The organism is Actinophytocola algeriensis (genome assembly GCF_014203735.1).
GTDB lineage: Bacteria > Actinomycetota > Actinomycetes > Mycobacteriales > Pseudonocardiaceae > Actinophytocola > Actinophytocola algeriensis.
The window spans coordinates 1-26,771 of the sequence record NZ_JACHJQ010000001.1; the positions used below are offsets into that span (position 1 = coordinate 1).

At 70.1% G+C, this 26,771-nt stretch carries 20 protein-coding genes; 17 read left to right on the forward strand and 3 right to left on the reverse strand.

From position 1 onward, the window contains the following. Positions 1-77: 77 nt before the first annotated feature. A complete protein-coding gene (locus FHR82_RS00005; protein ID WP_221463230.1) occupies positions 78-284 on the reverse strand; it encodes a hypothetical protein in 207 nt (68 codons plus the stop codon). Positions 285-579: 295 nt separating this feature from the next. On the opposite strand from FHR82_RS00005, the gene trpS reads away from it, so the two are divergent. Together trpS and yhjD are read left to right on the forward strand one after the other, a co-directional pair. Further along, a complete protein-coding gene (trpS, locus tag FHR82_RS00010; protein WP_184808132.1) occupies positions 580-1,599 on the forward strand; it encodes a tryptophan--tRNA ligase in 1,020 nt (339 codons plus the stop codon). 46 nt (positions 1,600-1,645) lie between these two features. Next, the gene (yhjD, locus tag FHR82_RS00015) at positions 1,646-2,662 is read left to right on the forward strand and encodes an inner membrane protein YhjD (RefSeq protein ID WP_376706373.1); all 1,017 of its coding nucleotides are present in this window, start codon (positions 1,646-1,648) and stop codon (positions 2,660-2,662) included. Between the two features lie 36 nt (positions 2,663-2,698). On the opposite strand, the gene FHR82_RS00020 is transcribed toward yhjD, so the two are convergent. After that, positions 2,699-3,736, reverse strand: coding sequence for a D-alanyl-D-alanine carboxypeptidase family protein (locus FHR82_RS00020; RefSeq protein WP_311770804.1), 1,038 nt, complete (start codon positions 3,734-3,736; stop codon positions 2,699-2,701). 382 nt (positions 3,737-4,118) lie between these two features. Next, positions 4,119-4,301, reverse strand: coding sequence for a YegP family protein (locus FHR82_RS00025; RefSeq protein WP_184808135.1), 183 nt, complete (start codon positions 4,299-4,301; stop codon positions 4,119-4,121). A 205-nt stretch (positions 4,302-4,506) separates the two neighbouring features. On the opposite strand from FHR82_RS00025, the gene FHR82_RS00030 reads away from it, so the two are divergent. From FHR82_RS00030 to FHR82_RS00100, 15 genes are all read left to right on the forward strand, one after another. Further along, a complete protein-coding gene (locus tag FHR82_RS00030) occupies positions 4,507-5,622 on the forward strand; it encodes an ROK family protein (protein ID WP_184809207.1) in 1,116 nt (371 codons plus the stop codon). 366 nt (positions 5,623-5,988) lie between these two features. After that, complete coding sequence (locus tag FHR82_RS00035) at positions 5,989-7,221, forward strand: ROK family transcriptional regulator (protein ID WP_184808136.1); 1,233 nt, start codon at positions 5,989-5,991, stop codon at positions 7,219-7,221. A gap of 91 nt (positions 7,222-7,312) precedes the next feature. Continuing rightward, the gene (locus FHR82_RS00040; RefSeq protein WP_184809208.1) at positions 7,313-8,803 is read left to right on the forward strand and encodes a sugar ABC transporter ATP-binding protein; all 1,491 of its coding nucleotides are present in this window, start codon (positions 7,313-7,315) and stop codon (positions 8,801-8,803) included. A gap of 95 nt (positions 8,804-8,898) precedes the next feature. Then, positions 8,899-9,861 (forward strand): ABC transporter permease, encoded by a 963-nt coding sequence (locus FHR82_RS00045; protein ID WP_311770905.1) that lies wholly within the window; start codon positions 8,899-8,901, stop codon positions 9,859-9,861. A 54-nt stretch (positions 9,862-9,915) separates the two neighbouring features. Further along, positions 9,916-10,968 (forward strand): substrate-binding domain-containing protein, encoded by a 1,053-nt coding sequence (locus FHR82_RS00050; RefSeq protein ID WP_184808137.1) that lies wholly within the window; start codon positions 9,916-9,918, stop codon positions 10,966-10,968. Positions 10,969-11,020: 52 nt separating this feature from the next. Continuing rightward, positions 11,021-12,175 carry a Gfo/Idh/MocA family protein gene (locus FHR82_RS00055; protein WP_184808138.1) on the forward strand — a complete coding sequence of 385 codons (1,155 nt, stop codon included), beginning with the start codon at positions 11,021-11,023 and terminating at the stop codon, positions 12,173-12,175. A 121-nt stretch (positions 12,176-12,296) separates the two neighbouring features. Further along, positions 12,297-13,457 carry a xylose isomerase gene (xylA, locus tag FHR82_RS00060; RefSeq protein WP_184808139.1) on the forward strand — a complete coding sequence of 387 codons (1,161 nt, stop codon included), beginning with the start codon at positions 12,297-12,299 and terminating at the stop codon, positions 13,455-13,457. A gap of 164 nt (positions 13,458-13,621) precedes the next feature. Further along, complete coding sequence (locus tag FHR82_RS00065) at positions 13,622-18,190, forward strand: ThuA domain-containing protein (protein WP_184808140.1); 4,569 nt, start codon at positions 13,622-13,624, stop codon at positions 18,188-18,190. 87 nt (positions 18,191-18,277) lie between these two features. After that, the gene (locus FHR82_RS00070; RefSeq protein ID WP_184808141.1) at positions 18,278-19,567 is read left to right on the forward strand and encodes an inositol-3-phosphate synthase; all 1,290 of its coding nucleotides are present in this window, start codon (positions 18,278-18,280) and stop codon (positions 19,565-19,567) included. Next, the gene (locus tag FHR82_RS00075) at positions 19,564-20,415 is read left to right on the forward strand and encodes an SCO3242 family prenyltransferase (protein WP_184808142.1); all 852 of its coding nucleotides are present in this window, start codon (positions 19,564-19,566) and stop codon (positions 20,413-20,415) included. Before FHR82_RS00070 ends, FHR82_RS00075 begins: the two co-directional genes overlap by 4 nt. Then, entirely contained in the window at positions 20,412-21,899 is a 1,488-nt protein-coding gene (locus FHR82_RS00080; protein ID WP_184808143.1) for an EboA domain-containing protein, read from the forward strand. Before FHR82_RS00075 ends, FHR82_RS00080 begins: the two co-directional genes overlap by 4 nt. Beyond that, positions 21,896-22,762: a TatD family hydrolase gene (locus FHR82_RS00085; RefSeq protein ID WP_184808144.1), complete on the forward strand. Its 867-nt coding sequence runs from the start codon at positions 21,896-21,898 to the stop codon at positions 22,760-22,762. Before FHR82_RS00080 ends, FHR82_RS00085 begins: the two co-directional genes overlap by 4 nt. Beyond that, the gene (gene eboE / locus FHR82_RS00090; protein ID WP_184808145.1) at positions 22,759-23,895 is read left to right on the forward strand and encodes a metabolite traffic protein EboE; all 1,137 of its coding nucleotides are present in this window, start codon (positions 22,759-22,761) and stop codon (positions 23,893-23,895) included. The genes FHR82_RS00085 and eboE overlap by 4 nt, the downstream gene beginning before the upstream one ends. After that, complete coding sequence (locus FHR82_RS00095; RefSeq protein ID WP_184808146.1) at positions 23,892-25,280, forward strand: alkaline phosphatase family protein; 1,389 nt, start codon at positions 23,892-23,894, stop codon at positions 25,278-25,280. Before eboE ends, FHR82_RS00095 begins: the two co-directional genes overlap by 4 nt. Beyond that, positions 25,277-26,281 carry a sugar phosphate isomerase/epimerase family protein gene (locus FHR82_RS00100; protein ID WP_184808147.1) on the forward strand — a complete coding sequence of 335 codons (1,005 nt, stop codon included), beginning with the start codon at positions 25,277-25,279 and terminating at the stop codon, positions 26,279-26,281. The genes FHR82_RS00095 and FHR82_RS00100 overlap by 4 nt, the downstream gene beginning before the upstream one ends. Positions 26,282-26,771 lie beyond the last annotated feature (490 nt).

Here is a 26,771-nt window from a genome sequence, read left to right on the forward strand (position 1 = left end):
TTCACTAGCACTCCACGTCCAGGCGCAACAAGTGCTCACCCACTGGCGGCCAGACCCAAGTCTGCCCGATGACCGACTCACCACCCATTAGGCGCTTTCAGGACGTGGCCCGATGGCATGAAGGGCCCCTTCATCACACCGCGCGTTACGAAGGGGCCCTTCATCACGGTGAGCACAACGAAGGGGTCCTTCATCACGGTGAGCACAACGAAGGGGTCCTTCATCACGGTGAGCGCAACGAAGGGGTCCTTCATCACACCGCGCGTTGTGAAGGGGTCCTTCATCACGCCGGGCGCAGCGAAAGGCCCCTTCGGGACGTGTTGAGTGTCCCGAAGGGGCCTTTCGTGACATCGCAGCTGTCCGAAAAAGCGTCTTTCGGGGCCTCCTGCGGATGGGTGCGGGCGTACGGGGCAGGACCGACAGTTCCGGCCCGTCCCGTGCTCGCCTGTGGACAACCGCGCCACCTGTGGACAACCACCCGCCGCGCACGCTCGACCGTCGCGAGAGTGTCGGTGGTGTGCCGTAGCGTGGTTCGAGGGGGCCGGCGGCCACGGCGACGCGTTCTGGGAGAATCGAGCCGTGCCGGAAACGCAAGAACGTCGCCCCCGAGTCCTGTCCGGGATCCAGCCGACGGCCGACTCGTTCCACCTCGGCAACTACCTCGGCGCGGTGCGCCAGTGGGTGGCGCTCCAGGAGACGCACGAGACGTTCTACTGCGTGGTCGACCTGCACGCGATCACCGTCGAGCACGACCCCAAGCTGCTGCGCAAGCGCACCCGGGGGTCCGCCGCACAGCTGCTGGCGCTGGGCATCGACCCCGAGCGGGCCACCCTCTTCGTGCAGAGCCACGTGCCGGAGCACGCGCAGCTCGGCTGGGTCATGCAGTGCCTCACCGGTTTCGGCGAGGCCAGCCGCATGACGCAGTTCAAGGACAAGTCCGCGAAGCAGGCACAGGACCGGATCACGCTCGGCCTGTTCGGCTACCCGTCGCTGCAGGCCGCGGACATCCTTTGCTACCAGGCGAACCACGTGCCGGTCGGCGAGGACCAGCGCCAGCACCTCGAGCTGACGCGTGACCTCGCGCAGCGGTTCAACTCCCGCTTCGGCCGCACCTTCACGTTGCCGGAGCCCTACATCCTCAAGGACGCGGCCAAGATCTACGACCTGCAGGACCCGGGCGCCAAGATGAGCAAGTCGGCGTCCTCGCCGGGCGGCATCGTCGAGCTGCTCGACGACCCCAAGGTCTCCGCCAAGAAGATCCGCTCCGCGGTCACCGACACCGAGCGCGAGATCGTGTACGACCCGGAGCGCAAGCCGGGTGTGTCCAACCTGCTGGCGATCCTGTCGGCGTTCACCGGCCGCACGGCGGCCGAACTGCAGGCCGACTACGTCGGCAAGGGTTACGGCGACCTGAAGAAGGACGTCGCCGAGGCGCTCGTGGAGTTCGTGACGCCGGTCCAGGCCCGCGTGAAGTCCTATCTGGACGACCCGGCCGAGCTGGACAAGATCCTTTCGCGGGGTGCGGAGCGGGCGCGTGAGGTGGCCTCGCGGACCCTGGCGCGCACGTACGACAAGCTGGGCCTCCTGGCTCCCGCGTAGCGGTGTTCGTGCTGCGGACGCGGTCCGTGAGGGCTAGCGTTTGCCTGTGGCGGACAAAGAATCCTTCCTGACCCGGCAGCGCGGGAAGCGGCCGTGGCTCGACCACCTCGTGCGCGCGGGCGAGGCGTACACCGAGCGGTACGGCAACCACTACGCCGCCGCGATCACGTACTTCAGCGTGCTGTCGTTGTTCCCGCTGCTGATGATCGCGTTCGCCATCGCCGGTTTCGTGCTCGCGGGCAACGCGGCCCTGCTGCAGGAGATGAAGTCCGGCATCACCGAGGCGGTGCCGTCCGGCCTCGGCGAGACGATCAACGAGGTCGTGGACGAGGCGATCACCTCCCGCAGCACGGTCGGCGTCATCGGCCTGCTCGCCGCGCTGTACTCGGGGCTCGGCTGGATGTCGAACCTGCGCGACGCGCTGACCGCCCAGTGGGGCCAGGAGAACAAGCCGCGCCCGTTCCTCGCCACCACGGTCAAGGACCTGCTCGCGCTGCTCGGTCTCGGCCTGGCCCTGGGCGTGTCGTTCGGCCTGTCCGCGGCGGGCGGTGGCCTCGGCTCGTGGCTGCTCGGGCTGGTGGGCCTGGACGACGACGCGTGGGCCCTGTTCCTGTTGCGCCTGGCGACGATCGTGCTGTCACTGGCGGCGAACTGGCTGGTGTTCCTGTGGGTGCTGTCCCGCCTGCCGCGCGAGAGCGTTGGCGTCCGCTCGGCCGTGAAGGGCGCCGTCATGGCGGCGATCGGGTTCGAGGTCCTGAAGCAGGTCTTCACCATCTACCTGGCGAGCGTCACGTCCTCGCCGTCCGGGCAGCTGTTCGGCCCGATCATCGGTCTGCTGCTGTTCGCGAACTTCGTGTCGAGGTTCCTGCTGTTCATCACGGCATGGACCGCGACGGCGCGGGAGAACGTGGTCAAGACACCGCCCCCGCCGCCCCCACCCGCGGTGATCAGCCCGAGGACGGTGGTCAGGAAGGGGCCGGACGCCCGCAGCGCGGCGGGGCTGGTGGGCGTGGGAGCGGTGCTGGGTCTGTTGCTGCGCAAGAAGAAGCGCCCAGTGGAGTGACAGCGGCCCCGCCATGACTACCCCTGCTGGGACACCTCAGCCGCGCGCGGCTCGGGCGGCGCGCGCTCGGCGGCGCCGCAGCCACATGGCCAGCGTGACCAGGACCGCGACGCCCGCCAGGATCACCAGCGGCAGGCCCACGTTGCCGAACGCGGACCGCTCGGGCTCCGCCTCGGTCGTCGTCGAGGACCTGTCGTCCACCGACTCGGTGACCTCGGTCTGCTTGTTCGGGTTGGGCTTCGGCTGGGCCTCCGGCGACTGGGTGACCAGTTCGCCGACCGGTTTCGCGCCCTGCTCCGCGAGTTCGAAGCCGTAGTCCAGCAGCGACGCGCCCTGCTCCGCGAGCGGGCTCTGCTCACGTTCGCCGCGCAGGAGGACCACCACCAGGCGCTTGCCGTCGCGTTCCGCCGCGCCGACGTACGTGTGGCGCGAGTCGTCGGTGAAGCCGGTCTTGCCGCCCAGGAAACCCTCGTACGAGCCCAGCAGCCGGTTGTCGTTCGTGACCTGGAAGCCTTCCCGGCCCGCGTAGCCCGGGAAGTCGATCCGCTCGGTCTTCGCCGCGTTCGCGAACTCCTCGTGCTGCATCGCGGCGCGGAAGATCAGGCTCTGGTCGTACGCGGAGGTCATCATGCCCGGGCCGTCGAGGCCGGACGGGGTGGCCGCGCGGGTGTCCAGCGCGCCGAACTCCTTGGCCAGCGCGTTCATCTTCTCGAGCGCGGCCGCTGGCCCGCCCAGGGTCCTGGCCAGCGCGTACGCCGCGTCGTTGCCGGAGCGCATCACCAGCGCGTGCAGCAGCTGGTCGACCGTGTACTGGCCGCCGGGGCCGATGCCGACCCGCGTGCCTTCCTGGTTCGCGTCGTCCTGCGTGCCCTCGACGACCGTCTCGGGGCGCAGTTCGCGGATCACCACGATGGCGAGCAGCACCTTGATCAGTGACGCGGGGCGCTCGCGGGCGTGCGGGTCCTTCGCGGCGAGGACGGCGCCGGAGTCGAGGTCGGAGATGATCCACGTCGCCGCGGTGACGGGCGGTGGGGCTTTGCTGCCCTCCGGCTGCACGATGCCGCACTCACCCATACGAGTTCCCCCTACCGGGTCCTCGGGTACGGGGAGTGGCTCCGGGCTGGGCTCGCCGGGCTTCGGCTCCTCCGACGTGTCGATGGGCGGCGGAGGGAGCTGCCGGTTCTGGCACGCGCCCTGGGCCGAGTCGTTGTCTCCCGGAGAGGGCTGTGCGTGACGCGTGTGGCGTGCGGCGACGGCGCCAGGAGCAGCGACGATCGCGGTGGTAACCAGAGCGCACAGTGACAGGACGAGTGCCGGAACGAACCTGGTGGCTGCAAGGCGCACGGGGGCAGCCTAGGGCGTCAGCGTGGTGCGGCCGCGCCGACCCTCTGAGAAGGCCCCGAAAAGGGCTTTGCTAGCGGCCGCTTGCAAAGCCCCTTTTCGGGTGAATCCGAAATCAGGTGGTCTTGTCGTCGATCTCCGCTTCCGAGGCCGCGCGCTTGACCGCGTCGACGCCGTTGATGACGCCCGACTTGGTCTTGTAGCTCTCACCGGTGGCGACGACCTCGCCGTTGCCCGCCTTCAGGCGGAACCGGTACTCGCCCTTCGCGTCGGTGTAGATCTCGAACTTCGCGGCCATGTAGTACTCCAGTCAGCGTCGACGTGTGGGTTCGCCGCGGCCTCGGTGGGGATGACGGGGACGCGCGGGAGCCGCAGTTTACGTCCGCGGACCACGTGATTGGGGCTAGATTGGACACGTGAACGCGCCGAGCCCAGGCCAGCAGGCGAGGGTGTCCTCCCGGCAGCAGTCGCGGCTGCTCGCGCTCCTCCGTGACGAGGGCCCGATGTCGCGGGTCGCGCTGGGTGAGCGACTGGACCTGCCGCGCGCCAAGCTGACCGGTGAGCTGTCCCGGCTGGTCGACACGGCACTCGTCGAGATCGGCGGACCCGCCGCGAGCCGGGGCGGGCGCCGTTCGACGCTCGTGCACCTGGCCGACGACCTCCGGTTCGTCGCGGCCGACGTCGGTGCGACCTCGGTGAACGTGGCGGTGACCGACGGGCGCTGCGAAGTGCTCGCGAGCCAGAGCGAGGAGTGCGAGGTCCGCCTGGGGCCGACGCCGGTCCTCGGCCGGGTCGTCGACCTCGCGGAACGCGTGCTGGAGAAGGCGCCGGGCCGGTTGATGGGCGCGGGCATCGGCCTGCCGGGACCGGTGAGCTTCCGCGACGGCATGCCGGTGGCGCCGCCGATCATGCCCGGCTGGGACCGCTACCCCGTGCGCGACGAGCTGGCAGGCAAGTGGGGCTGCCCGGTCACGGTCGACAACGACGTGAACGTCATGGCGCTCGGCGAGCGGCACGCTGGGGTGGCGCGGTCGCTCGACGACCTCATCTTCGTGAAGGTCGGCACCGGCATCGGCTGCGGGATCGTGCTCGGCGGCAAGGTGTACCGAGGAGTGGCCGGCACGGCCGGCGACATCGGGCACATCCGGCTCGACGACTACGGGCCCGCGTGCGCGTGCGGGGAGGTCGGCTGCCTGGAGGCGTACTTCGGTGGCGCGGCACTGGCCCGCGACGCGCTGACGCTGGCGCGGTCGGGCCGCTCGTCGATGCTCGCGGAGACACTGACCGAGCACGGCAGGCTCAACGCCATGGACGTCGGCGACGCGGCGGTGGCGGGCGATTTCGCGGCGGCCAACCTGGTGCGCGAGGGCGGGCGGCGGCTCGGGCACGTGGTCGCGTCGCTGGTGAGCTTCCTGAACCCGGGGATGGTCGTGATCGGCGGCGGCGTGTCGCGGCTGGGGCACCCGCTGCTGGCGGAGGTCCGCAGCTCCGTGTACCGGCGGTCGCTGCCGCTGGCGACGGGGAACCTGCCGATCGTGCTCTCGGAGCTCGGCGACCTCGCCGGCGTGACGGGCGCCGCGTGGTCGGCGACGGACCGCGCCTTCGCCCCGATGAACTGAACCCCGATGAACTGAGCCCGGGCCTGCCGGCCGGCGGCTGATGCCCTGAAAGACGCTTTCAGGGCACGTCAACGTCCCGAAAGCGTTTTCAGGGCCGCGGCCGGCCGTGGGGTGGCCCGGCCGGTGTGCGCTGTGGACAACTCGCGCGCCCGGTGTTCGTCACAGGTGTCTGTGTTCTCTTTCACGGTGGGTGGCCAAAGGGTTGACTTCTCGCTGGTTTGACAGGACTTTTGCGTGGAACATGCGAAAGATCGATCGGGATGTTGCGCCAAACGGGGTATTGCGAGACCTAAGACCCCTGCGACACCCTTCTTTGTGAGTTAGAGCACCGGTCTTCGATCGGGCCCTCAACGAAGTGGAGCGCCGGTGGGCCAGAGTCGCCCAGCAGATCAGGCTGGTCTGCGCCGAGGGAACCTCGCGCTGCTCGTGCGGACCCTCCGCGAGCACGGCGCGCTGTCCCGGGCGCAGTTGGCCGTGCGCTCCGGACTCTCCAAAGCCACCGTCTCCAGCCTCGTCACCGACCTCGAGACGCGCGGGCTCGTCCACGACGCCGGGATCTCCGCCGGCGGCCAGGGCAGACCAGGACAGCTGGTCGACCTGCGGCCCGACAGCGTGTGCGGTGTCGGGCTCGACGTGCACGTCGGGCACATGGGTGCGTTCGTCACCGATCTCGGTGGGCAGGTCCTCTTCCAGCGCCGCGTCGTGTGCGACGTGCCGGGGATGGGGCCGGAAAGGGCACTGGACCAGCTCGGGGAGCTCGCCGCCGAGGCCATGGCCGGGCTGAAGAACGCCGTCGGTGTCACCGTCTCGGTGCCCGGGCTCGTCGACACCGCCGCCGGGGTCGTCACCTTCTCGCCGCGGTTGCGCTGGCGGGACGTCTCCGTCGCCGACGGGCTCGCCGCGCGGACCGGGCTGGGGCTGGACCGGATCGTCGTCGACAACGACGCGAACCTCGGGGCGCTGGCCGAGCTGGCCGACATGGACGTCGCCGACCTCGTCTACCTCACCGGGGACTTCGGCATCGGCGGCGGCGTGATCGCGGGCGGCCGCCTCGTGCGCGGGTCCATCGGGTTCGCGGGCGAGATCGGGCACATGGCCATGGACCCGCTCGGTCCCTACTGCTCGTGCGGGCGCCGGGGGTGCTGGGAGACGCAGGTCGGGCTCGGTGCCCTGCTGCACGCGTGCGCCGACCCCGACGACCCGATCCGCGACCCCGCACTCGACCTCGACCAGCGGATGCGCATGGTCCGCGCCCGCGCGGCGCAGCAGGACCGGCGCACGCTCGACGCGCTCCACCAGATCGGCACGGCCCTCGGGCTGGGGGTCTCGTTCCTGGTGAACCTGCTCAACCCGGCCGTGGTGGTGCTCGGCGGGTACTTCGCCGCGCTGCCGGAGTGGCTCGTCGAGCCGATCCGAAACCAGGTCGTGGCCCACGTTCTCGCACCAGGCGCGGGCGGCGCCCGGGTGGTCGGCTCGCGGCTCGGCTTCACCGCGGCGACCACCGGCGGCGCGCTGGCGTCGTTGCGCCGGGTGCTCGAAGACCCGACGGTCGTGCCCGTCATCCAGACCGAGGAAGAACCAGAGGAGGCGCCGGCATGAGCGGAGCTTGCGTAGCGAATCGTGGATGTGCCCGCCGCCACGGAGCGTGCGAGGTGACGGCGTGAGCGAACCTGGCGATGTGTTGCTGACGATGTCGGGCATCGTCAAGACGTTCCCGGGCGTGCGTGCCCTCGACGGCGTGGACCTCGAGGTCCGCGCCGGTGAGGTGCACTGCCTGCTCGGGCAGAACGGTGCGGGCAAGTCGACGCTGATCAAGGTGCTCGCGGGAGCGCACCAGCCGGACGAAGGCGTGATCACCTGGCGGGGCGAGCCCGCCACGCTCGGCTCGCCGGTCGCCGCGCTCAAGATGGGCGTCGCGACCATGTACCAGGAACTGGACCTGGTCGAGGGCCTGTCGGTCGCGGAGAACATCTTCCTCGGCCACGAACCCGCCACGTTCGGCTTCACGAACCGGCGTTCGGCGAACAACCAGACCCGCAAGCTGATGGCCCGCCTCGGCCACCCCGAGATCCCGCCGAGCCGCGAGGTCGGGCTGCTGTCCGCGGCAGGCCAGCAGCTGGTGTCGATGGCCCGCGCACTCGTGCACGACGCGCGGCTGATCGTGATGGACGAGCCGACCGCGGCACTCGCCGCCGACGAGGTCGACAACCTGTTCCGGGTCGTCGAGGACCTCACCGACGACGGCGTCGCGGTCGTCTACATCTCGCACCGCCTCGAGGAGATCCGCCGCATCGGCGACCGGGTCACGGTCCTCAAGGACGGCCGCACGGTCGGGACGAACATGCCCGCCGACACCCCGACCTCCGAGCTCGTGAACCTGATGTCCGGGCGGCAGGTCGAAACCGTCTTCCCGCACCGTGATGTTTCCACTGTGGACGAGGACAACGAGTTGCTGCGGGTGGAGAACCTGTCGCGCGGCGGCGAGTTCGAACACGTCAGCTTCACGGTGCGGGCGGGGGAGATCGTCGGCATCGCCGGTCTCGTCGGCGCCGGGCGCAGCGAGGTGCTCGAAACCGTCTACGGGGCGCGGAAGTCCGACACCGGGTCGGTGTGGGTGAACGGCAAGCGGCTCAAGCCGGGCAGCGTCATGGCCGCGGTCGCCGCCGGGATCGGGCTCGCGCCGGAGGAGCGCAAGAGCCAGGGCCTGCTGCTCGACCAGTCGGTGGCGAACAACGTGACGCTGGCGAGCCTGCCCGAGTACAGCAGGCTCGGGTTCACCGACCAGCGCAGGGAGTTGAAGGACTCGCGCGCGACGCTGGAGCGGCTGGACCTGCGGCCCGCGGACCCGCGCCGCGAGGTGCGCACGCTGTCGGGCGGCAACCAGCAGAAGGCGGTCGTCGCCCGCTGGCTGGTGCGGGGCACGAAGGTGCTGTTGCTGGACGAGCCGACCCGCGGTGTGGACGTCGGGGCGCGGGCCGAGCTCTACCGGCTGATCCACGAGCTGGCCGCGACCGGTGTCGCGGTGCTGCTCGTCTCCAGCGAGGTGCCCGAGGTGCTCGGGCTGTCCGACCGCGTGCTCGTGATGCGGGAGGGGCGGGTGCTCACCGAAGCGCCCGCCGGCGAGCTGACGGAGGCGGCCATTTTGGACATGGTGATGGAAGGTAGCGAGGTAATGGCGTGAGTGGGCTTGCGAACGAACCATCGACACGGGGTGACGTGAGCGAGAAGTCTCCGTCCACTGTGGAGGAATCGGTCCAGACGGGACCGACCAAGGGCGTGCGGACGCCGAGCGGGCTGCGGCTGGACATCCGGCTGACCATCCTCATCGGCGTGCTCGCCGCGCTGTGCGCGGTCGGCTACATCCTCAGCCCGGAGACGTTCCTCGGCGAGAGCAACATCTCGATCATGCTGCGGCTCGCCGCCGCGATCGGCGTGGTGAGCGTCGGCATGACGTTCGTCATCATCTCGGGCGGCATCGACCTGTCCGTCGGCTCGATGGTGGCGCTCGCGAGCGTGTGGATGACGACGCTGGCCACCCAGGAGTACGGCCTGTTCGTGATGGTGATCTGCGCGCTGGCCGTCGGTCTCGGCGCCGGGTTGATCAACGGGGTGCTGATCTCCTACGGCAAGGTCGTGCCGTTCATCGCGACGCTCGCCATGTACGCGTCCGCCCGCGGTCTGGCAGAGCGCCTGTCCGGGCGGCAGACGCAGACCGTGTCCGAACAGGGTTTCCTCGAGTTCTTCCGCGGCGACGTCCTCGGCATCCCGGTGCTGATCTGGATGCTGGCCCTCGTGTTCGCCGTCGGCTGGGTGGTGCTCAACCGCACCACGTTCGGCCGCCGCACGTTCGCGGTCGGCGGCAACGCGGAGGCCGCGCGCCTCGCGGGCATCAACGTCAGGCTGCACACGGCGCTGGTCTACGGCATCGCCGGACTGTGCTGCGGCATCGCCGCGATCATGGTCGTCGCCCGCACCACATCGGGTTCCTCGACCAACGGCATGTTCTACGAGCTGGACGCCATCGCGGCGGTCGTCATCGGCGGCACGCTGCTCTCCGGTGGTCGCGGCACCCTGATCGGCACCCTCATCGGCGTGCTGATCTTCACCGTGGTGAACAGCATCTTCACGCAGAACAACCTCGACACCGCCACCCAGAACATCGCCAAGGGCGTGATCATCGTGGCCGCCGTGCTGCTGCAGACCGCGAGCGCACGCACCCGCAAGACCGCCAAAACATAGAGACCTGCAACGAAAACCCCGACACCGTAAGACCTTCAGTACAAGGGAGTACCAATGTCCATCGACCCGTCCCTGGCCCGCCGCCGGTTCCTCTTCGGCGCTGGCGCGCTCGGCGCGAGCGCCGTCCTCGTCGGCTGCACCTCCAACGAGTCCGGCGCCGACCAGCCGCAGCAGGTCGCGCAGGGCGGTGGTGACAACGCCGCGAAGGGCAAGCAGGTCACCATCGGCTTCTCCGCGCCCGCCGCGGACCACGGCTGGATCGCGGCCATCACCAAGAACGCGCAGGCGCAGGCCGAGGCGTTCGAGGACGTCACGTTCAAGGCCACCGAGGGCACGAACGACGTCAACCAGCAGATCTCGCAGGTCGAGACGCTGATCAACGAGAAGGTCGACGTGCTCGTGATCCTGCCGCACGACGGCAAGGCGCTCACCGCGACCGGCCAGGCCGCGATGGACGCGGGCATCCCGGTGATCAACCTGGACCGCATCTTCGACACCCCGCTCGCCTACCGCACGTGGATCGGCGGCGACAACTACCGCATGGGCGTCAACGCGGGCAACTACATCGCCGAGCAGATGAAGGCGAAGGGCGTCTCGAACCCGGTCATCGGCGAGGTCGCCGGCATCGACTCGCTGCCGCTGACCCAGGAGCGCAGCAAGGGCTTCAAGGACGCGCTCGCCAAGGCCGGTCTCCAGGTCGGTCCCCGGGTGTCCGCGAGCTTCACCGTGGAGACCGGTGAGCAGGTGACGACGAACCTCCTGCAGGGTGCGTCGAAGCTCGACGCGCTGTGGAACCACGACGACGACCAGGGCGTCGGCGTGCTGGCCGCCATCACCGCGGCCAACCGCAGCGAGTTCATCATGGTCGGCGGTGCGGGCTCGAAGGCCGCGATGGACCACATCAAGGCGGACAACACCGTCCTGAAGGCGACCGTCCTCTACAACCCGTCGATGGCGTCGTCGGCCGTCTCGCTGGCCCGCCTGCTCGGGCAGGCGAAGGGCATGGGCGACCTCGCGGAGCACGAGATCCCGTCCTCGATCACGACGTACTCGGCCGTGGTCACGAAGGAGAACGTCGACGATTACCTGGACGTGGGTTTCTCCTGATCCGGCGCGGCGGTTGACGGACTTTTCTTTGTGATGACAGACGGAGGGTGAGATGACAGAGGGCAGCGGGGGACGGATCGGGGTCGGCATGGTCGGCCACGCGTTCATGGGTGCGGTGCACTCCCATGCGTGGCGGACCGCGCACCGGTTCTTCGACCTGCCGGTGACACCGGAACTCGCCGTGCTCGGTGGGCGTGACCTCGCGCGCACCAAGGCAGCCGCGGCGAAGTTCGGGTGGACCAGCGTGCAGACCGACTGGCGCGAGCTGGTCAACTCGCCCGACGTGCAGATCGTGGACATCTGCACGCCGGGCGACACGCACTGCGAGATCGCCATCGCGGCGCTCGCGGCGGGCAAGCACGTCATGTGCGAGAAGCCGCTCGCCAACACCGTCGAGGAGGCGGAGGCGATGACGGCCGCGGCGGAGGCCGCCAAGGAGCGGGGGGTGCGCTCCATGGTGGCCTTCAACTACCGCCGCGTGCCTGCCGTCGCCTACGCCCGCAAGCTCATCGAGGCGGGCCGCCTCGGCGAGATCCGGCACGTCCGCGCGCTGTACCTGCAGGACTGGCTGTCCGACGAGAACGCGCCGATGACGTGGCGGCTGCGCAAGGAGACCGCGGGCTCCGGCGCGCTCGGCGACCTCGGCGCGCACATCGTCGACGCGACGCAGTACCTCGTCGGCGACCTGCTGTCGGGCGTCTCCGCGATCACGAACACCTTCGTCACCAAGCGCCCCGACGAGAGCGGCGAGCAGGTCGACGACGTGACCGTCGACGACGCCGCCGTGTTCATCGGCCGCTTCGGGAACGGCGCGCTCGCCACCTACGAGGCGACCCGGTTCGCGCTCGGCCGCAAGAACGGCATGTCCGTGGAGATCAACGGCTCGCTCGGCTCGCTCAAGTTCGAGTTCGAGTCGATGAACGAGCTGTGGTTCTTCGACGGCGCGAACGGCGCCGAGGAAGCGGGCTTCCGCCGCATCCTCGTCACCGAGGACACGCACCCGTACGTCGGTGCCTGGTGGCCGCCGGGACATCTCCTCGGCTATGAGCACACCTTCACCCACGAGGTCGTGGACTTCGTGCGGGCGATCCACACGGGGATCGACCCAGCCCCGTCCTTCGCGGACGGGCTCCAAGTGCAGCGGGTGCTCGGTGCTGTCGAGAGCAGCGCCGCGAACGGTTCGGCATGGACGGAGATCCAGGCATGAGATTGAGCGGAGCGACGGAGCGGGCGCCGTCTGGACTGAGGAGCGCGCGCAGGCCCGAGGAACGAGGGCCGAGCACGCGACGAGGGAAGACGGCGTCTGAGCGGAGGGGCGAAGCGATCCGATGAGCACTGACTTCACACCACGACCGGAGCACAAGTTCAGCTTCGGGTTGTGGACCGTCGGCTGGCAGGGGGTCGACCCGTTCGGCGTCGCGACCCGCGCGCCGATGGACCCCGCGCACGCCGTCGAGAAGCTCGCGGAGCTCGGCGCGTACGGCGTCACGTTCCACGACGACGACCTGATCCCGTTCGGGGCGTCGGAGTCCGACCGGGAGTCGCGGATCGCGAGCTTCCGCAAGGCGCTCGACGCCACCGGCCTGGTCGTGCCGATGGCGACGACCAACCTGTTCGCCCACCCGGTGTTCAAGGAGGGCGCGCTCACCGCCAACGACCGCGACATCCGGCGATTCGCGCTGAAGAAGATCCTGCGCAACCTGGACCTCGCGGCCGAGCTCGGTGCGAAGACCTACGTGCTCTGGGGCGGCCGCGAAGGGGCCGAGTCCGCGGTCGCGAAGGACACCCGTGCCGCGCTCGACCGGTACAAGGAGTCGCTCGACATCCTGTGCGCGTACGTGCGGGAGCAGGGCTACGACATCCGGTTCGCGCTGGAGCCCAAGCCCAACGAGCCGCGCGGCGACATCTTCCTGCCGACGATCGGGCACGCGATCGCGTTCATCTCCGAGCTGGAGGAGCCGGACCGCGTGGGTCTCAACCCCGAGGTCGGGCATGAGCAGATGGCGGGCATGTCGGTCGTGCAGGGCTACGCGCAGGCGCTCTGGCACGACAAGTTGTTCCACATCGACCTGAACGGCCAGAACGGTCCGCGCTACGACCAGGACCTGCGGTTCGGCAACGGTGACGTGAAGTCGGCGTTCCTGCTGGTGGACCTGCTGGAGCACGGCGGCTACGACGGTCCGCGCCACTTCGACTTCAAGCCCGGCCGCATCGAGGACGAGGCCGGTGTGTGGGAGTCCGCGAGGGGCTGCATGCGCAACTACCTGATCTTCGCGGAGAAGGCGCGGGCGTTCCGCGCCGACCCGGAGGTCGCCGAGGCCAGGGCCGCGGCACGGGTGGACCAGCTGTCGGAGCCGACGCTCGGCGCCGGTGAGAGCCTCGCGGACCTGCGCGCCGAGGAACTCGACATCGACGCGGCCGCCGCACGCGGTGCGGGCGTGGAGAAATTGGACCAACTGGCGCTCGATCACCTTTTCGGCACCCGTTAGTCACTTCCCGACAGAAAAGCGGCGTCGCCCGACCGGCACGTCAGGCGACGCCGCAACACGGAAAGGAGCACAAGTCCTTCTCGCGGTCCCCATTCGGTGAGAACAAGGAGAAGTTACCAGTGCGAGGGTTCAGTAAGAGTAAGAACGCGGTTAAACCACCAGGGGTGAAGCGGGGGCTACGCGGCGCATCACGTTTCGCCGTGGCCGGACTGGCTTTGCTCACGGGAATTGGCGTCGCTTCGGCGCAACCGGTGAGCGCCTCTTCGGCGCAAGCGGATGCCACCATCCTGGTGTTCTCCAAGACCGCGGGCTTCCGCCACGACTCCATTCCCGCGGGTATCGCCGCCATCCAGACCCTCGGCGAGCAGAACGGTTTCGCCGTCGAGGCCACCGAGGACGCGGCCGCGTTCACCGCCGGCAACCTGTCGCGATTCGCCGCCGTCGTGTTCCTTTCCACCACGGGTGACGTGCTGAACGCGGAGCAGCAGACGGCGTTCGAGAACTACGTGGACGGTGGCGGCGGGTACGCGGGAGTGCACGCCGCGGCCGACACCGAGTACGACTGGCCGTGGTACGGATCACTCGTCGGCGCGTACTTCCAGTCGCACCCGCAGATCCAGGAAGCCACCATCGACGTCACCGCGCGGGACCACCCGTCGACCGCGCCGCTGCCGTACCAGTGGACCCGCACCGACGAGTGGTACAACTACCGCTCCAACCCGCGTGCCAACGTGAAGGTCCTGGCCACACTGGACGAGTCCAGCTACGACCCGGGCGGCGGCGCCATGGGTGACGACCACCCGATCATGTGGTGCCACGCCCAGGAGCAGGGCCGGTCCTGGTACACCGGTCTCGGCCACACGCAGGAGTCGTACGCCGAGCCCGAGTTCCTCGCCTCGCTGGCGGGTGGCATCAAGTACGCGGCGGGCCTGGAGGCCGCCGACTGCGCCCCCGACGACGGCGGGCCCGCCGAGCCGCCGGTCGACGACGACTTCGACCAGATCACCCTCGCGAAGGGCGAGCAGGTCACCGGTGAGCCGATCGCGCTGGCCGTGCTGCCCGACCGCAAGGTGATCCACACCTCCCGCGACGGTCGCGTGTGGCTGACCACACCGGAGGCCACGACCACGCTCGCGGGCCAGCTCCCCGTCTACAACCACGACGAGGACGGTCTGCAGGGCGTCGCGGTCGACCCGGACTTCGCCACGAACCGCTGGGTGTACCTGTACTACGCGCCACCGCTTTCCACCCCGGCCGGTGACGCGCCGGAGAACGGCACCGCGGCGGACTTCGAGCCGTTCAAGGGCCACAACCAGCTGTCGCGCTTCAAGCTCTCCGAGGCAGGCACGCTGGACCTGGCGAGCGAGCAGCAGATCCTGCAGATCCCGGCGGACCGCGGCATCTGCTGCCACGCCGGTGGCGAGATCGACTTCGACGGGCAGGGCAACCTGCTGCTGTCCACCGGCGACGACACGAACCCGTTCGCCTCGGACGGGTACTCACCCATCGACGAGCGCCCGACCCGCAACCCGGCGTTCGACGCCCGCCGGTCGTCGGCCAACACCAACGACCTGCGCGGCAAGATCGTCCGGATCACGGTGGGCGACGACGGGTCGTACACGATCCCGGAGGGCAACCTGTTCGCCCCCGGCACCGAGAAGACCAAGCCCGAGATCTACGCCATGGGCTTCCGCAACCCGTTCCGGTTCGCCGTGGACAAGGAGACGGGCTGGATCTACCTCGGTGACTACGGTCCCGACGCCGGTGCGGCCAACCCCGCGCGCGGCCCGGGAGGCACCGTCGAGTTCAACCTGATCAAGGAGCCCGGCAACTACGGCTGGCCGCTCTGCGTCGGGGACAACCAGCCGTTCATCGACTACGACTTCGCGACCGGCACGTCCGGTGCGGCGTTCGACTGCGCGGCGCCCAAGAACGAGAGCCCGCACAACACGGGTCTCGTTGACCTGCCGCCGGCGCGGTCGGCGTGGATCCCGTACGACGGCGGTTCCGTGCCCGAGTTCGGCACCGGTGGCGAGTCGCCCATGGGCGGTCCCGTCTACCACTACGACGCGGACCTCGAGTCGACGACGAAGTTCCCCGAGTTCTACGACGGCAAGAACTTCGCCTACGAGTGGGACCGCGGCTGGATCAAGACGATCGAGGTCGGCGCGGACGGTGAGCGCGGCGCGATCGAGCCGTTCTTCGACTCGATGACGCTGACCAGGCCGATGAACATCGAGTTCGGCCCCGAGGGTTCGCTGTACGTGCTGGACTACGGCAGCGGCTACTTCGGCGGCGCCGAGGACTCGGCGGTCTACCGGATCGACTACACCAAGGGCAACCGGACCCCGGTGGTGGAACTGAGCGCGGACAAGACGTCCGGCCCGGCGCCGCTGACCGTCCAGTTCGACCCGGCCGGCACGTCCGACCCGGACGGCGGTGAGCTGACCTACGCGTGGGACTTCGACGGTGACGGCACGACCGACTCGACCGAGGCCACACCGCAGTCGCACACCTACACCAACCCGGGTCAGTACACCGCGCACCTGTCGGTGACCGACGAGTCCGGGCTGACCGGCGCGGCGAGTGTCGTGGTCACGGCGGGCAACACGCAGCCGGCCGTGAAGCTCGACCTGCCGGTGAACGGTGGCTTCTTCGGCTACGGCGACACCGTGCCGTTCACGGTCACCGTCACCGACCCGGAGGACGGCCAGATCGACTGCTCGAAGGTGACCGTGGAGTACATCCTCGGCCACGACAACCACGGGCACCCGCTCTCGCGTGCCACGGGTTGTGAGGGCGAGATCGTGACTCCGGCCGACGAGGGCCACGGCCTGGACGCCAACGTGTTCGGCGTGATCAACGCGAGCTACACCGACACCGGTGCGGACGGCGCCCCGGCGCTGACCGGCTCGGACGAGATCGTGCTCCAGCCGAAGCTGAAGCAGGCCGAGTTCTTCACCGAGAACAACGGCACGCAGGTCGTCAACGCGACGGGTGCGAGCGGCGGCAAGCGCGTCGGCTACATCGACGACGGTGACTGGATCAAGTTCGACCCGATCAACCTGACCGGGGTGGACGCGATCGGCTACCGCATCAGCGCGGGTGGCCCCGGCGGCACGATCACGGTGCGCAAGAACGCCGTGGACGGCCCGGTGGTGCAGACCGTGCAGGTGCCGACGACCGGCAGCCCGGACAACTACCAGGACATCCCGCCCGCACCGATCACCGACCCCGGTGGCACGGGCCCGCTGTACCTGGTGTTCTCCGGCAACGGCGGCGGTCTGTTCGACGTGGACAACATCCAGGTGCGGGGTGACGGCGTGGCCGGTCCGGCCGAGCCCCAGGAGTGCACGCCGTTCACGCCGGACGAGGGCTACCGCGCCCTCTACGACGGCACGGCGGCGAGCCTCGAGGGCTGGAAGATGTCCGGTCCCGGTGCGTTCGTCCAGCAGGAGGACTGCACGATCCTGACCACCGGCGGCATGGGCCTGCTCTCCTTCGACGAGGAGTTCGGCGCCTACAGCCTGAAGATGGACTGGAAGATGGCCGGGGACGACAACTCCGGGATCTTCGTCGGCTACCCGGACCCGGGCAACGACCCGTGGGTGGCGGTGAACCAAGGCTACGAGATCCAGATCGACGCCACGGACGCGGTCGACCGGACCACCGGTTCGATCTACACGTTCCAGGCGGCGGACATCGCGGCCCGCGACGAGGCGCTCAACCCGCCGGGTGCGTGGAACTCCTACGAGATCCAGGTCGTGGGGCAGACGATCAAGGTCTTCCTCAACGGGGTGCTGATCAACGACTTCACCAGCACCGACCCGGCCCGCGACCTCACGCAGGGGTTCTTCGGCATCCAGAACCACGGCAACGGCGACGACGTCTGGTTCCGGAACATCCAGATCAAGGAGATCGTGGACGAGACCGCGCCGGTCACGACCGCGACCTTCGCCCCGCCCGCGGGCACCGGCTGGCACCCGGGCACCGTCCCGGTGTCGCTGACGGCCGAGGACGAGGGCCAGGGTGTCGACTTCGTCGAGTACAAGCTGGACGGTGGCGAGTGGACCCGCTACACCGGCGTGGTCACCGTGACCGGTGACGGTGCGCACACGCTGCTGTACCACGCGGTTGACCGGGCCGGGAACTCCGAGGCCGAGAAGGCGGCGACCATCAAGATCGACGGCACGAAGCCGACGCTCATGGTGGCCGGCGTGGCCGACGGGTACATCTACGGCGACGCGTCCGACGTGGTGCTGTCGTGGCACGCGGAGGACGCCACGTCCGGGGTCGCCTCGGTGACGGGCGCGCTGAACGGTGCGCCGATCACATCGGGCCGGTTGCTCGCGCTGTACCAGCTGCCGCTGGGCACGCACGGGTTCACCGTGGCCGCTACCGACACCGCGGGGAACGTGACGTCGCAGTCGCTCACGTTCGCGACGACCACGTCCATGCGGGACATCGGGCAGCTGCTGGACCGCTTCCGGGCGACCAACCGGCTGTCGCTGTCGGCGTACAAACAGCTGAAGAGCCTGCTCACCAAGGCCCGCAAGGCCGAGGCGAACGGGAACGACACGAAGGCGGCGCGGTACCTGGGCACGTTCAGGCAGCTGGCCATCGACGAGACGCTCGTCGGTGACGAGGATGTGCGATCGGTCCTGGACCGCGACGCCGAGGCGGTCATCGACGACCTCCAGGGGGCGGCCGAGCTGCCCCAGGCGGGTCGATGACCAGGTGAGACCGCCGGTGGGCCGGTCGCGCGTGCGGCGCGGCCGGCTCACCGGAGTCACCGTTTGGTTCGAGGAAGGATTTGCGGGATGGCGGGAACGGGTTTGTGGCTGGTCGGAGCGCGGGGCTCCGTGGCCACGACGGCGGTGGTGGGACTGCTCGCGTTACGGGCCAAGCTCGTCGAGCCGGTCGGTTGCGTGACGGAGCGCCCCGAGTTCGCGGGGGTGCCACTGCCCGCGTGGGAGGACATCGTCGTCGGAGGGCACGACGTCGTCCACACGCCACTGGAGAAGCGGGCCGAGCAGCTGGCCGATGCGGGCCTGATCCCGCACCGCGTCCTGGCCGCCACGGCGACCGGCCTGCGCGCGGTCGACGCCCGCATCCGCGACGGCTACCACCCGGCGACCCACACGGGCGCGCAGGCCGACGCCGTCGCACGCCTGGTCGAGGACATCACGACGTTCCGCGGTGAGCACGGGCTCGACCGCGTGATCGTGGTGAACGTGTCGTCGACGGAGCCGCCCGCACCGTCGCTCCCGGAGTACTCGTCCCTGGACCTGCTGGAAGCCGCCCTGGCCGACCCGGCCCGGTCGGTGCTCCCGCCCAGCTCTCTGATGGCCTACGCCGCCCTGCGGGCCGGCTGCCCGTTCGTCGACTTCACACCGTCGCCCGGTCTTCGGCTGCCGGTGCTGCACGACCTGGCCGTGTCGCTGGGCCTGCCGTACGCGGGCTCGGACGGCAAGACCGGCGAGACCCTCCTCCGTACGGTCCTCGCCCCCATGTTCACCGCCCGCGCGCTGCGGGTCCGCTCGTGGGCCGGCACGAACCTGCTCGGCGGCGGCGACGGCGCGAACCTGGCCGACCCGGTGCAGGCGGCCGGGAAGCTCGAGTCGAAGGCCCGCGGCCTGGCCGCGCTGCTCGGAGAGGGCGTGACCGCACCGCTGCACATCGACAACGTGCCGGACCTCGGTGAGCAGAAGACCGCGTGGGACCACGTGTCGTTCGAGGGCTTCCTCGGCGCGCGGATGAACCTGCAGTTCACGTGGACCGGCCTCGACTCGTCGCTGGCGGCCCCGCTGATCCTGGACCTGACCCGGCTGGTGGCCGCGGCCCACGACGCGGGTCAGTCCGGCCCGCTGGCCTCGCTGGCGTTCTTCTTCAAGGACCCGGTCGCCACGGACGAACACCGCTTCGCGCAGCAGACGGACATGCTCACCGAGTGGGCACAGGCACTTGTCCACAGCGCGGACAGTTATCCACAGGCAGACACCGACACCCCCGAAACGTCACCCCCAGCCGATAAGATGGCAAGGCGGGACGCCCCCGGGAACGGGTGGGGGTTGGGCAACGCGCGCGCGAGCGACGAGGCCTCGTCGTGAAGGCGTTCCTGCAGCTCGTGCGGGCTCCTGCCGCCCTGACCGTCATCGGTGACACCGTCGCCGGCGCGGCCGCGGCCGGCAGGCCGCTTCGCGGGCGGCGCTTGCTTCTCCCGCTGTCATCGGCATCCTTCTACTGGGCCGGGATGGCGCTCAACGACTGGGCCGACCGCAAGCTCGACGCCGTCGAGCGACCCGAGCGGCCCATCCCGTCGGGACGAGTCAGTCCCGACCAAGCGCTCGCGGTCGCCGGCGGGCTCACCGCCGCGGGCCTGGGCCTGGCCCGCGCCGCCGGCGGCCGCGACACCCTGAAGATCGCCGTGCCTCTCGCGGCGGCGGTCTGGGCGTACGACACCGTCCTCAAGAAGACCGCCGCGGGCCCCGCGGGCATGGCCGCGTGCCGCGCGCTCGACGTCCTCATGGGCGCGGGCGCTGGCAACGTGCGCAAGGCCCTGCCCAGCGCGATGGCCGTCGGCGGCCACACCTACGGTGTCACCGCCCTGTCCCGCGGCGAGGTGCACGGCGCCTCCCCGAGGACCGCGCGTGCCGCGTTCGCCGGGACCGTCGCCACCGCCGCGACCTCGATCATCGGCGCCCGCACCTGGCGCGACCGGCTCGCCGCGCTCGCGTTCTCCGGTGCCTACTCCGGACTCGTCGGCCGCGCCCAGTACGACGCCGCCCAGGACCCGTCCGCGCAGAAGGTCCGCAGCGCCACCATGGCAGGCATCCACGGCATGGTCCCGCTCCAGGCCGCGCTCGCCGCCCGCCGCGGCTCGCTGCTCGGCGCGGTCGCCGTCGCCGCCGCGCTGCCGGTCGCCAAGCGGCTCGCCAAGAAGGTGAGTCCGACATGAGGCTCGGGTACGGCACCAACGGTTTCGCGAACCACCGGCTCGACGACGCGCTGCGGATCATCGCCGACCTCGGTTACAGCTCCGTCGCGCTGACGCTCGACCACCACCACCTCGACCCGTTCGGTGACGACCTCACCAAACAGGTCGACCACGTCGCGAACCTGCTCGACCGCCTCGACCTGCGCAGCGTCGTCGAGACCGGTGCCCGCTACCTGCTCGACCCCACCCACAAGCACCACCCGACGCTCGTGTGCGACGAACCGGAGGGGCGCATCGACTTCCTCGTCCGCGCCCTGCGCATCGCCGCCGGGCTCGGCTCCGACGCGGTGTCGTTCTGGTCCGGCATCCGGCCCTCCACCGTGGACCCGGAGACGGCGTGGCGGCGGATGCGCGCCGGGGTCGGCGAGGTCCTCGAGGCGGCGGCCGACGTGGACGTGCCGCTCGGGCTCGAACCAGAACCCGGCATGTTCGTCGAGCACCTGTCCGACGCGCTGCGCCTCCGCGAGGAGCTCGGCGCGCCTGCGCTGTTCGGCATCACGCTCGACGTCGGCCACTGCGTCGCCGTCGAACCGGTCGACGCGCCGACGTGCATCCGCCGCGCGGCCGACCTGCTCGTGAACATCCAGCTCGACGACATGCGCCCCGGCGTGCACGAGCACCTCGAGTTCGGCGAGGGCGAACTCGACCTGCGTGCCACCCTCGCCGCGCTGTCGGAGATCGGCTACACCGGCGTCGCGGCGGTCGAACTGCCCCGGCACAGCCACGCGGCCCCGGTCGTGGCCGCCCGCGCGTTCTCGGCACTACAGACAGCGCTGCACCACGCGCCGGCGCCGGTGACCCCGGCGACCGGCGATGACCACGATCCGGAGTGGGTGAGCACCGTGGACCATCCATGGCTCGTCGAGGCCGAGCAGAAAGTGCGCCGCGACCCGAAATCGGTCGCCGCGCTGTTCCCGGCCGTCGGCCGCAAGGTCGGCCGCGCACCGCTGCGGCCCGAGACCGATCCGCAGGGCCTGGTGCACGGCACCGTCGACGACCTCGCCCGCACGCGCCTGCTGACCGTGCTCAGTGAGGTCCTCGACAGCGACAAGGACAGTGGGAAGCTGTCCGAGGAGATCGCGCAGCTCTACCGGTACGGCGACGACGCCGAACGCCGCGGTGTGCTCCGCGGCCTGTCCGCGCTGCCCGCCGCGACCGTCCCGGCCGGGGTCGAGCTGGTCAAGGACGCCTTGCGCGCCAACGACATCCGGCTCGTCGCGGCCGCCATGGGCGACTTCGCGGCGGCCCACCTCGACGCGCACAGCTGGCGCCACGGCGTGCTGAAGTGCCTGTTCGTCGGCGTGCCGCTCGCCGCCGTGTCCGAACTGGACAGTCGTACCGACGACGAGCTGCTGCGCATGGTCGGCGACTACGCCGAGGAACGCAGGGCGGCGGGCCGCGAGGTCCCCGCCGACGCCGTGACACTGCTGGAGGCACGACCGTGAGGATCTTCGACCCGCACATCCACATGACCTCGCGGACCACCGACGACTACGAGGCCATGTTCTCGGCAGGCGTCCGCGCACTGGTCGAGCCCGCGTTCTGGCTCGGGCAGCCACGCACGAGCGTCGCGTCGTTCACCGACTACTTCGACTCGCTCATCGGCTGGGAACGCTTCCGCGCCGCGCAGTTCGGCATCCGTCACCACTGCACGATCGCGCTCAACCCCAAGGAAGCCAACGACCCGCGCTGCCGCGAGGTGCTCGACGTGCTGCCCCGCTACCTCGCGAAGGACGGCGTGGTCGCGGTCGGCGAGGTCGGCTACGACTCGATGACGCCCGAGGAGGACGAGGTGTTCACCCGGCAGCTCGCCCTCGCCGTCGAGCACGAGCTGCCCGCGCTCGTCCACACCCCGCACCGCGACAAGCTCGCCGGGACCAAGCGGACCCTGGACGTCGTGAAGGAGTCCGGCATCGACCCCGGCCGCGTGCTCGTCGACCACCTCAACGAGCCCACCGTCGGCGTCGTCCACGAGTCCGGGAGCTGGATGGGCTTCTCGATCTACCCGGACACGAAGATGGACGAGATCCGGATGGTCGCGATCCTGCGGGAGTACGGCACCGAGCGCATGATCGTGAACTCGGCCGCCGACTGGGGCCGGTCCGACCCGCTGAAGACCTACAAGACCGGGCTCGCGATGCTCGACGCCGGTTTCACCGAGGCCGACGTCGACAAGGTGCTGTGGCAGAACCCCGTCGAGTTCTACGGCCAGTCCGACCGGCTCGTCCTCGACGAACTGCCCGGGTTCTCCTCGTCGACTGAAACGTTCGCGGGCAACTCGGTGCTCCGTGGCGGCGGGAACACATGACGCCCCTGTCCTACTGCACCAACGTGCACCCGGCCGAGGACCTGGCCGGTGTGCTGGCGCAGCTCGACCGCTACGCCGAGCCCGTCCGGCGCCTCGTCGGCGTCGACGTGCTCGGCCTCGGCCTGTGGCTGCCCGCCGCACTGGCCGGGGAGCTGGCGGCCGCACCCGAGCTGCGCGCCAAGTTGCGTGCGGAGCTGGACGCCCGCGGGCTCGAGGTGTACACGCTCAACGCCTTCCCGTACGGCGGTTTCCACGACGACGTCGTCAAACACTCCGTCTACCGTCCGGAGTGGACGGACGAGGCGCGGCTGCGGTACACGGTCGACTGCGCCACCGTGCTCAACGACCTGCTGCCCGACTCCGCGGTCTACGGCTCGATCTCGACGCTGCCGCTCGCGTGGCGCACCCCGTGGTCGGCCAAGGACGACGAGGTTTCCTCAGCCGCCCTCGCGTCCCTGACCAGGACGTTGGACGAGATGGCGACCGCGAACGGGCGGCCGATCCGGTTGGCCGTCGAGCCGGAGCCGGGGTGCGTGCTCGACACGGTCGCCGACGCCGTGGCCTGGCTCGCGCCCCGCGTCGACCCCCGCTACATCGGGCTGTGCCTGGACACCTGCCACCTCGCGGTGTCGTTCGCCGACCCCGCATCGACCGTCGCCGACATCTACCGGTCCGGGCTCGAGGTCGTGAAGGTGCAGGCCTCGGCGGCGTTGCAGGTCGAGGACCCGGACACCGGCCCGGCCCGGCTCGCGCTCGCCGACTTCACCGAACCCCGCTACCTGCACCAGGTGCGGGAACGGACGTCGTCCGGTGACGTGCTCGCCGCCGACGACCTGCCGCAGGCGCTGTCCGAACTGCCCGGCCGCAACCCGTGGCGCGTGCACTTCCACGTGCCGCTGCACGCCCGCCCCGCCGCGCCCCTGTCGGCGACCACGGACGTGCTGCGCGCCGCCATCGCCGCCTTGCAGTCCACAGTGGACGGTACACTGCCGCACGTCGAGGTGGAGACCTACACGTGGAGCGTGCTGCCGGAGACCGCCGGGAACGGTGGCGACACGGCACTCATCAGGGGGATCGCCGCGGAACTGCGCTGGGCCGTGGCGAACCTGCTGGAACCGGGAGGAGTTCGATGACACAGGTGGTCGTGGTCGACGTCGTCGGTCTGACGCCGAAACTGCTGAAGCACATGCCGAACCTGCAGTCGCTCGCGCGCACGGGGTGGCAGGCCGAGCTCGGCACGGTGCTGCCCGCGGTGACGTGCAGCGCACAGTCGACGTTCCTGACCGGCGCCATGCCGCGCGACCACGGGATCGTCGGCAACGGCTGGTACTTCCGCGACGTCGGCGAGGTGCACCTGTGGCGCCAGCACAACAAGCTGGTGCTGGGCGACAAGGTGTGGGAGACCGCGCGTGCCGCGAACCCGGACTTCCAGATCGCGAACGTGTGCTGGTGGTACGCCATGGGCGCGACCACCGACATCACGGTGACGCCGCGGCCGATCTACCACGCGGACGGGCGCAAGTCGCCGGACGCGTACGTGCGGCCGCCCGCCCTGCACGACGAGCTGACCGGCGCCCTGGGCGAGTTCCCGCTGTTCCAGTACTGGGGCCCGACGGCGGCGCTGGCGTCGAGCGAGTGGATCATCGGGGCGTCGCGGAAGATCCTGCGCGAGCACCATCCGGACATGCTGCTGGTGTACGTGCCGCACCTGGACTACGACCTGCAGCGGTTCGGCCCGGACTCGGCCCAGGCCATCCGCGCCGCGCGGGAGATCGACACCGCGCTGAAGCCGCTGCTGGACGACGCGCGCGACGCGGACGCCACGGTGGTCGCGCTGTCCGAGTACGGCATCACCGACGTGCGGCGGCCGGTGGACATCAACCGGTTGCTGCGCCGCGAGGGCCTGCTCGAGGTGTACACGCAGGCCGGCATGGAGTACCTGGACCCGTGGGTGTCGCGCGCGTTCGCGGTGGCCGACCACCAGGTGGCGCACGTGTACGTCGCCGACTCCTCGGACATCCCGCGCGTGCGGGACATGCTGTCCTCGCTCGCCGGGGTGGACGAGGTGCTGGACCGGTCGGAGCAGGCCCGCTACGGGATCGACCACGAACGCTCTGGTGAGCTGGTCGTGGTCGCCGACCCGGACGCGTGGTTCACCTACTACTACTGGCTCGACGACGACCGCGCGCCCGACTTCGCGCGCGGCGTGGAGATCCACCGCAAGCCCGGCTACGACCCGGCGGAGCTGTTCTTCAACCCCGAGGACAAGCTGGCGAAGGCCAAGGCGGGGCTGAACCTGGTGAAGAAGAAGGTGGGCCTGCGGTACGCGATGCAGGTCGTGCCGCTCGACCCGGCGCCGGTCCGCGGCTCACACGGCCGTCTGCCGCTGTCCGCCGACGACGGCCCGGTGCTGCTGTGCTCGGTCCCCGACGCGGAGCCCGGCGGCGCCGTGGCGGCGACCGAGGTACGCGATCTTTTGTTGCAGTTGCAGGGTATTCCGGAGGGAGTTCGACGATGAGTCGACCAGTCACGTTGTTCACCGGCCAGTGGGCCGACCTGCCCTTCGAGGAGGTGTGCAAGCTCGCCGCGCAGTGGGGTTACGACGGGCTGGAGATCGCTTGTTCCGGTGACCACTTCGAGGTGGACCGGGCCCTGGCGGAGGACGACTACGTCCAGAAGAAGTTGGAGCAGCTGGCCTCGCACGGGTTGAAGGTGTGGGCCATCTCCAACCACCTGGTGGGCCAGGCGGTGTGCGACGACCCGATCGACGAGCGCCACAAGAACATCGTCCCGTCCCGCATCTGGGGCGACGGTGACCCGGAAGGCGTCCGTCAGCGCGCGGCGGAGGAGATGAAGGACACCGCCCGCGCCGCGGCGAAGCTGGGTGTGGACACGGTCATCGGCTTCACGGGCTCCAAGATCTGGAAGTACGTGGCGATGTTCCCGCCGGTGTCGCAGGACGTCATCGACGACGGCTACGCCGACTTCGCCCGCCGCTGGAACCCCATCCTCGACGTGTTCGACGAGGTGGGCGTCCGCTTCGCCCACGAAGTCCACCCGTCCGAGATCGCCTACGACTACTGGACGACGAAGAAGACCCTCGACGCGGTCGACAACCGGGAAGCGTTCGGCCTGAACTGGGACCCGAGCCACTTCATCTGGCAGGACCTGGACCCGGTGGGCTTCATCCTGGACTTCGCGGACCGGATTTATCACGTGGACTGCAAGGACACGAAGAAGCGCTTCGACGGCCGCAACGGCCGCATGGGCAGCCACCTCGCATGGGCCGACCCCCGCCGAGGCTGGGACTTCGTGTCCACCGGCCACGGCGACGTGCCCTGGGAGGAGTCGTTCCGAGCCCTGAACTCGATCGGCTACACCGGCCCGATCTCCGTCGAGTGGGAGGACGCGGGCATGGACCGCCTGCGTGGCGCGGAGGAAGCGGTGACGTTCATCCGCGCCCACCTGTTCGACAAGCCGGAAGCCGCCTTCGACGCGGCTTTCTCCACAAAGGACTGACGGTGCGCGGGGCGGGGCGGCGGCCGGTCGCCCCACCCCTGTCCCCGTGCCTGGCTTGGCCTCCGGCCCCCGATTTCCAGCCTACGGCGGGGCACCGACAAACCGGCGGCTGAGCGAGCAGTTGTCCACACCCTGCCTTCGACTCCCGGGCAACTGCGCTCAGCCACCTGGTTTGCCGCACAACTCCATCCGGCAGCACACTCGCGGCGGGCTCCCCGGCATGCGCGGCGCCCAAGGCGAATGCCGTCACACCGACGCCGCGAAGCCGATCACCATCGGCGTCCTGATCTCAGCGGTGCCGAATCCAGGGGTCCGGATCCGAGGGGAGCTGAACCCGAAGGTCCTGATCCCAGGGGGCCGACCCGCGTTCCGAACCGTGTCCTCAACCCGTGCTCCGAAACCGCCCTTCAATTCGTGTACCTGCCCCGTCGTCTGCGTCCGGCCCGGAGAGGGTCGCGCGGTCGTCATCCGCGTCCGGTCACAAACCGGC

What these genes read in the sequence shown, in the direction of transcription:
- FHR82_RS00005 (WP_221463230.1), bottom strand. Translation starts at nt 284, where the DNA reads ATGAAGGACCCCTTCACAACGCGCGGTGTGATGAAGGACCCCTTCGTT.
- FHR82_RS00020 (WP_311770804.1), bottom strand. Translation starts at nt 3,736, where the DNA reads ATGGGTGAGTGCGGCATCGTGCAGCCGGAGGGCAGCAAAGCCCCACCG.
- FHR82_RS00025 (WP_184808135.1), bottom strand. Translation starts at nt 4,301, where the DNA reads ATGGCCGCGAAGTTCGAGATCTACACCGACGCGAAGGGCGAGTACCGG.
- FHR82_RS00030 (WP_184809207.1), top strand. Translation starts at nt 4,507, where the DNA reads ATGTCGCGGGTCGCGCTGGGTGAGCGACTGGACCTGCCGCGCGCCAAG.
- FHR82_RS00040 (WP_184809208.1), top strand. Translation starts at nt 7,313, where the DNA reads ATGTCGGGCATCGTCAAGACGTTCCCGGGCGTGCGTGCCCTCGACGGC.
- FHR82_RS00050 (WP_184808137.1), top strand. Translation starts at nt 9,916, where the DNA reads ATGTCCATCGACCCGTCCCTGGCCCGCCGCCGGTTCCTCTTCGGCGCT.
- FHR82_RS00055 (WP_184808138.1), top strand. Translation starts at nt 11,021, where the DNA reads ATGACAGAGGGCAGCGGGGGACGGATCGGGGTCGGCATGGTCGGCCAC.
- xylA (WP_184808139.1), top strand. Translation starts at nt 12,297, where the DNA reads ATGAGCACTGACTTCACACCACGACCGGAGCACAAGTTCAGCTTCGGG.
- FHR82_RS00070 (WP_184808141.1), top strand. Translation starts at nt 18,278, where the DNA reads ATGGCGGGAACGGGTTTGTGGCTGGTCGGAGCGCGGGGCTCCGTGGCC.
- FHR82_RS00080 (WP_184808143.1), top strand. Translation starts at nt 20,412, where the DNA reads ATGAGGCTCGGGTACGGCACCAACGGTTTCGCGAACCACCGGCTCGAC.
- eboE (WP_184808145.1), top strand. Translation starts at nt 22,759, where the DNA reads ATGACGCCCCTGTCCTACTGCACCAACGTGCACCCGGCCGAGGACCTG.
- FHR82_RS00095 (WP_184808146.1), top strand. Translation starts at nt 23,892, where the DNA reads ATGACACAGGTGGTCGTGGTCGACGTCGTCGGTCTGACGCCGAAACTG.
- FHR82_RS00100 (WP_184808147.1), top strand. Translation starts at nt 25,277, where the DNA reads ATGAGTCGACCAGTCACGTTGTTCACCGGCCAGTGGGCCGACCTGCCC.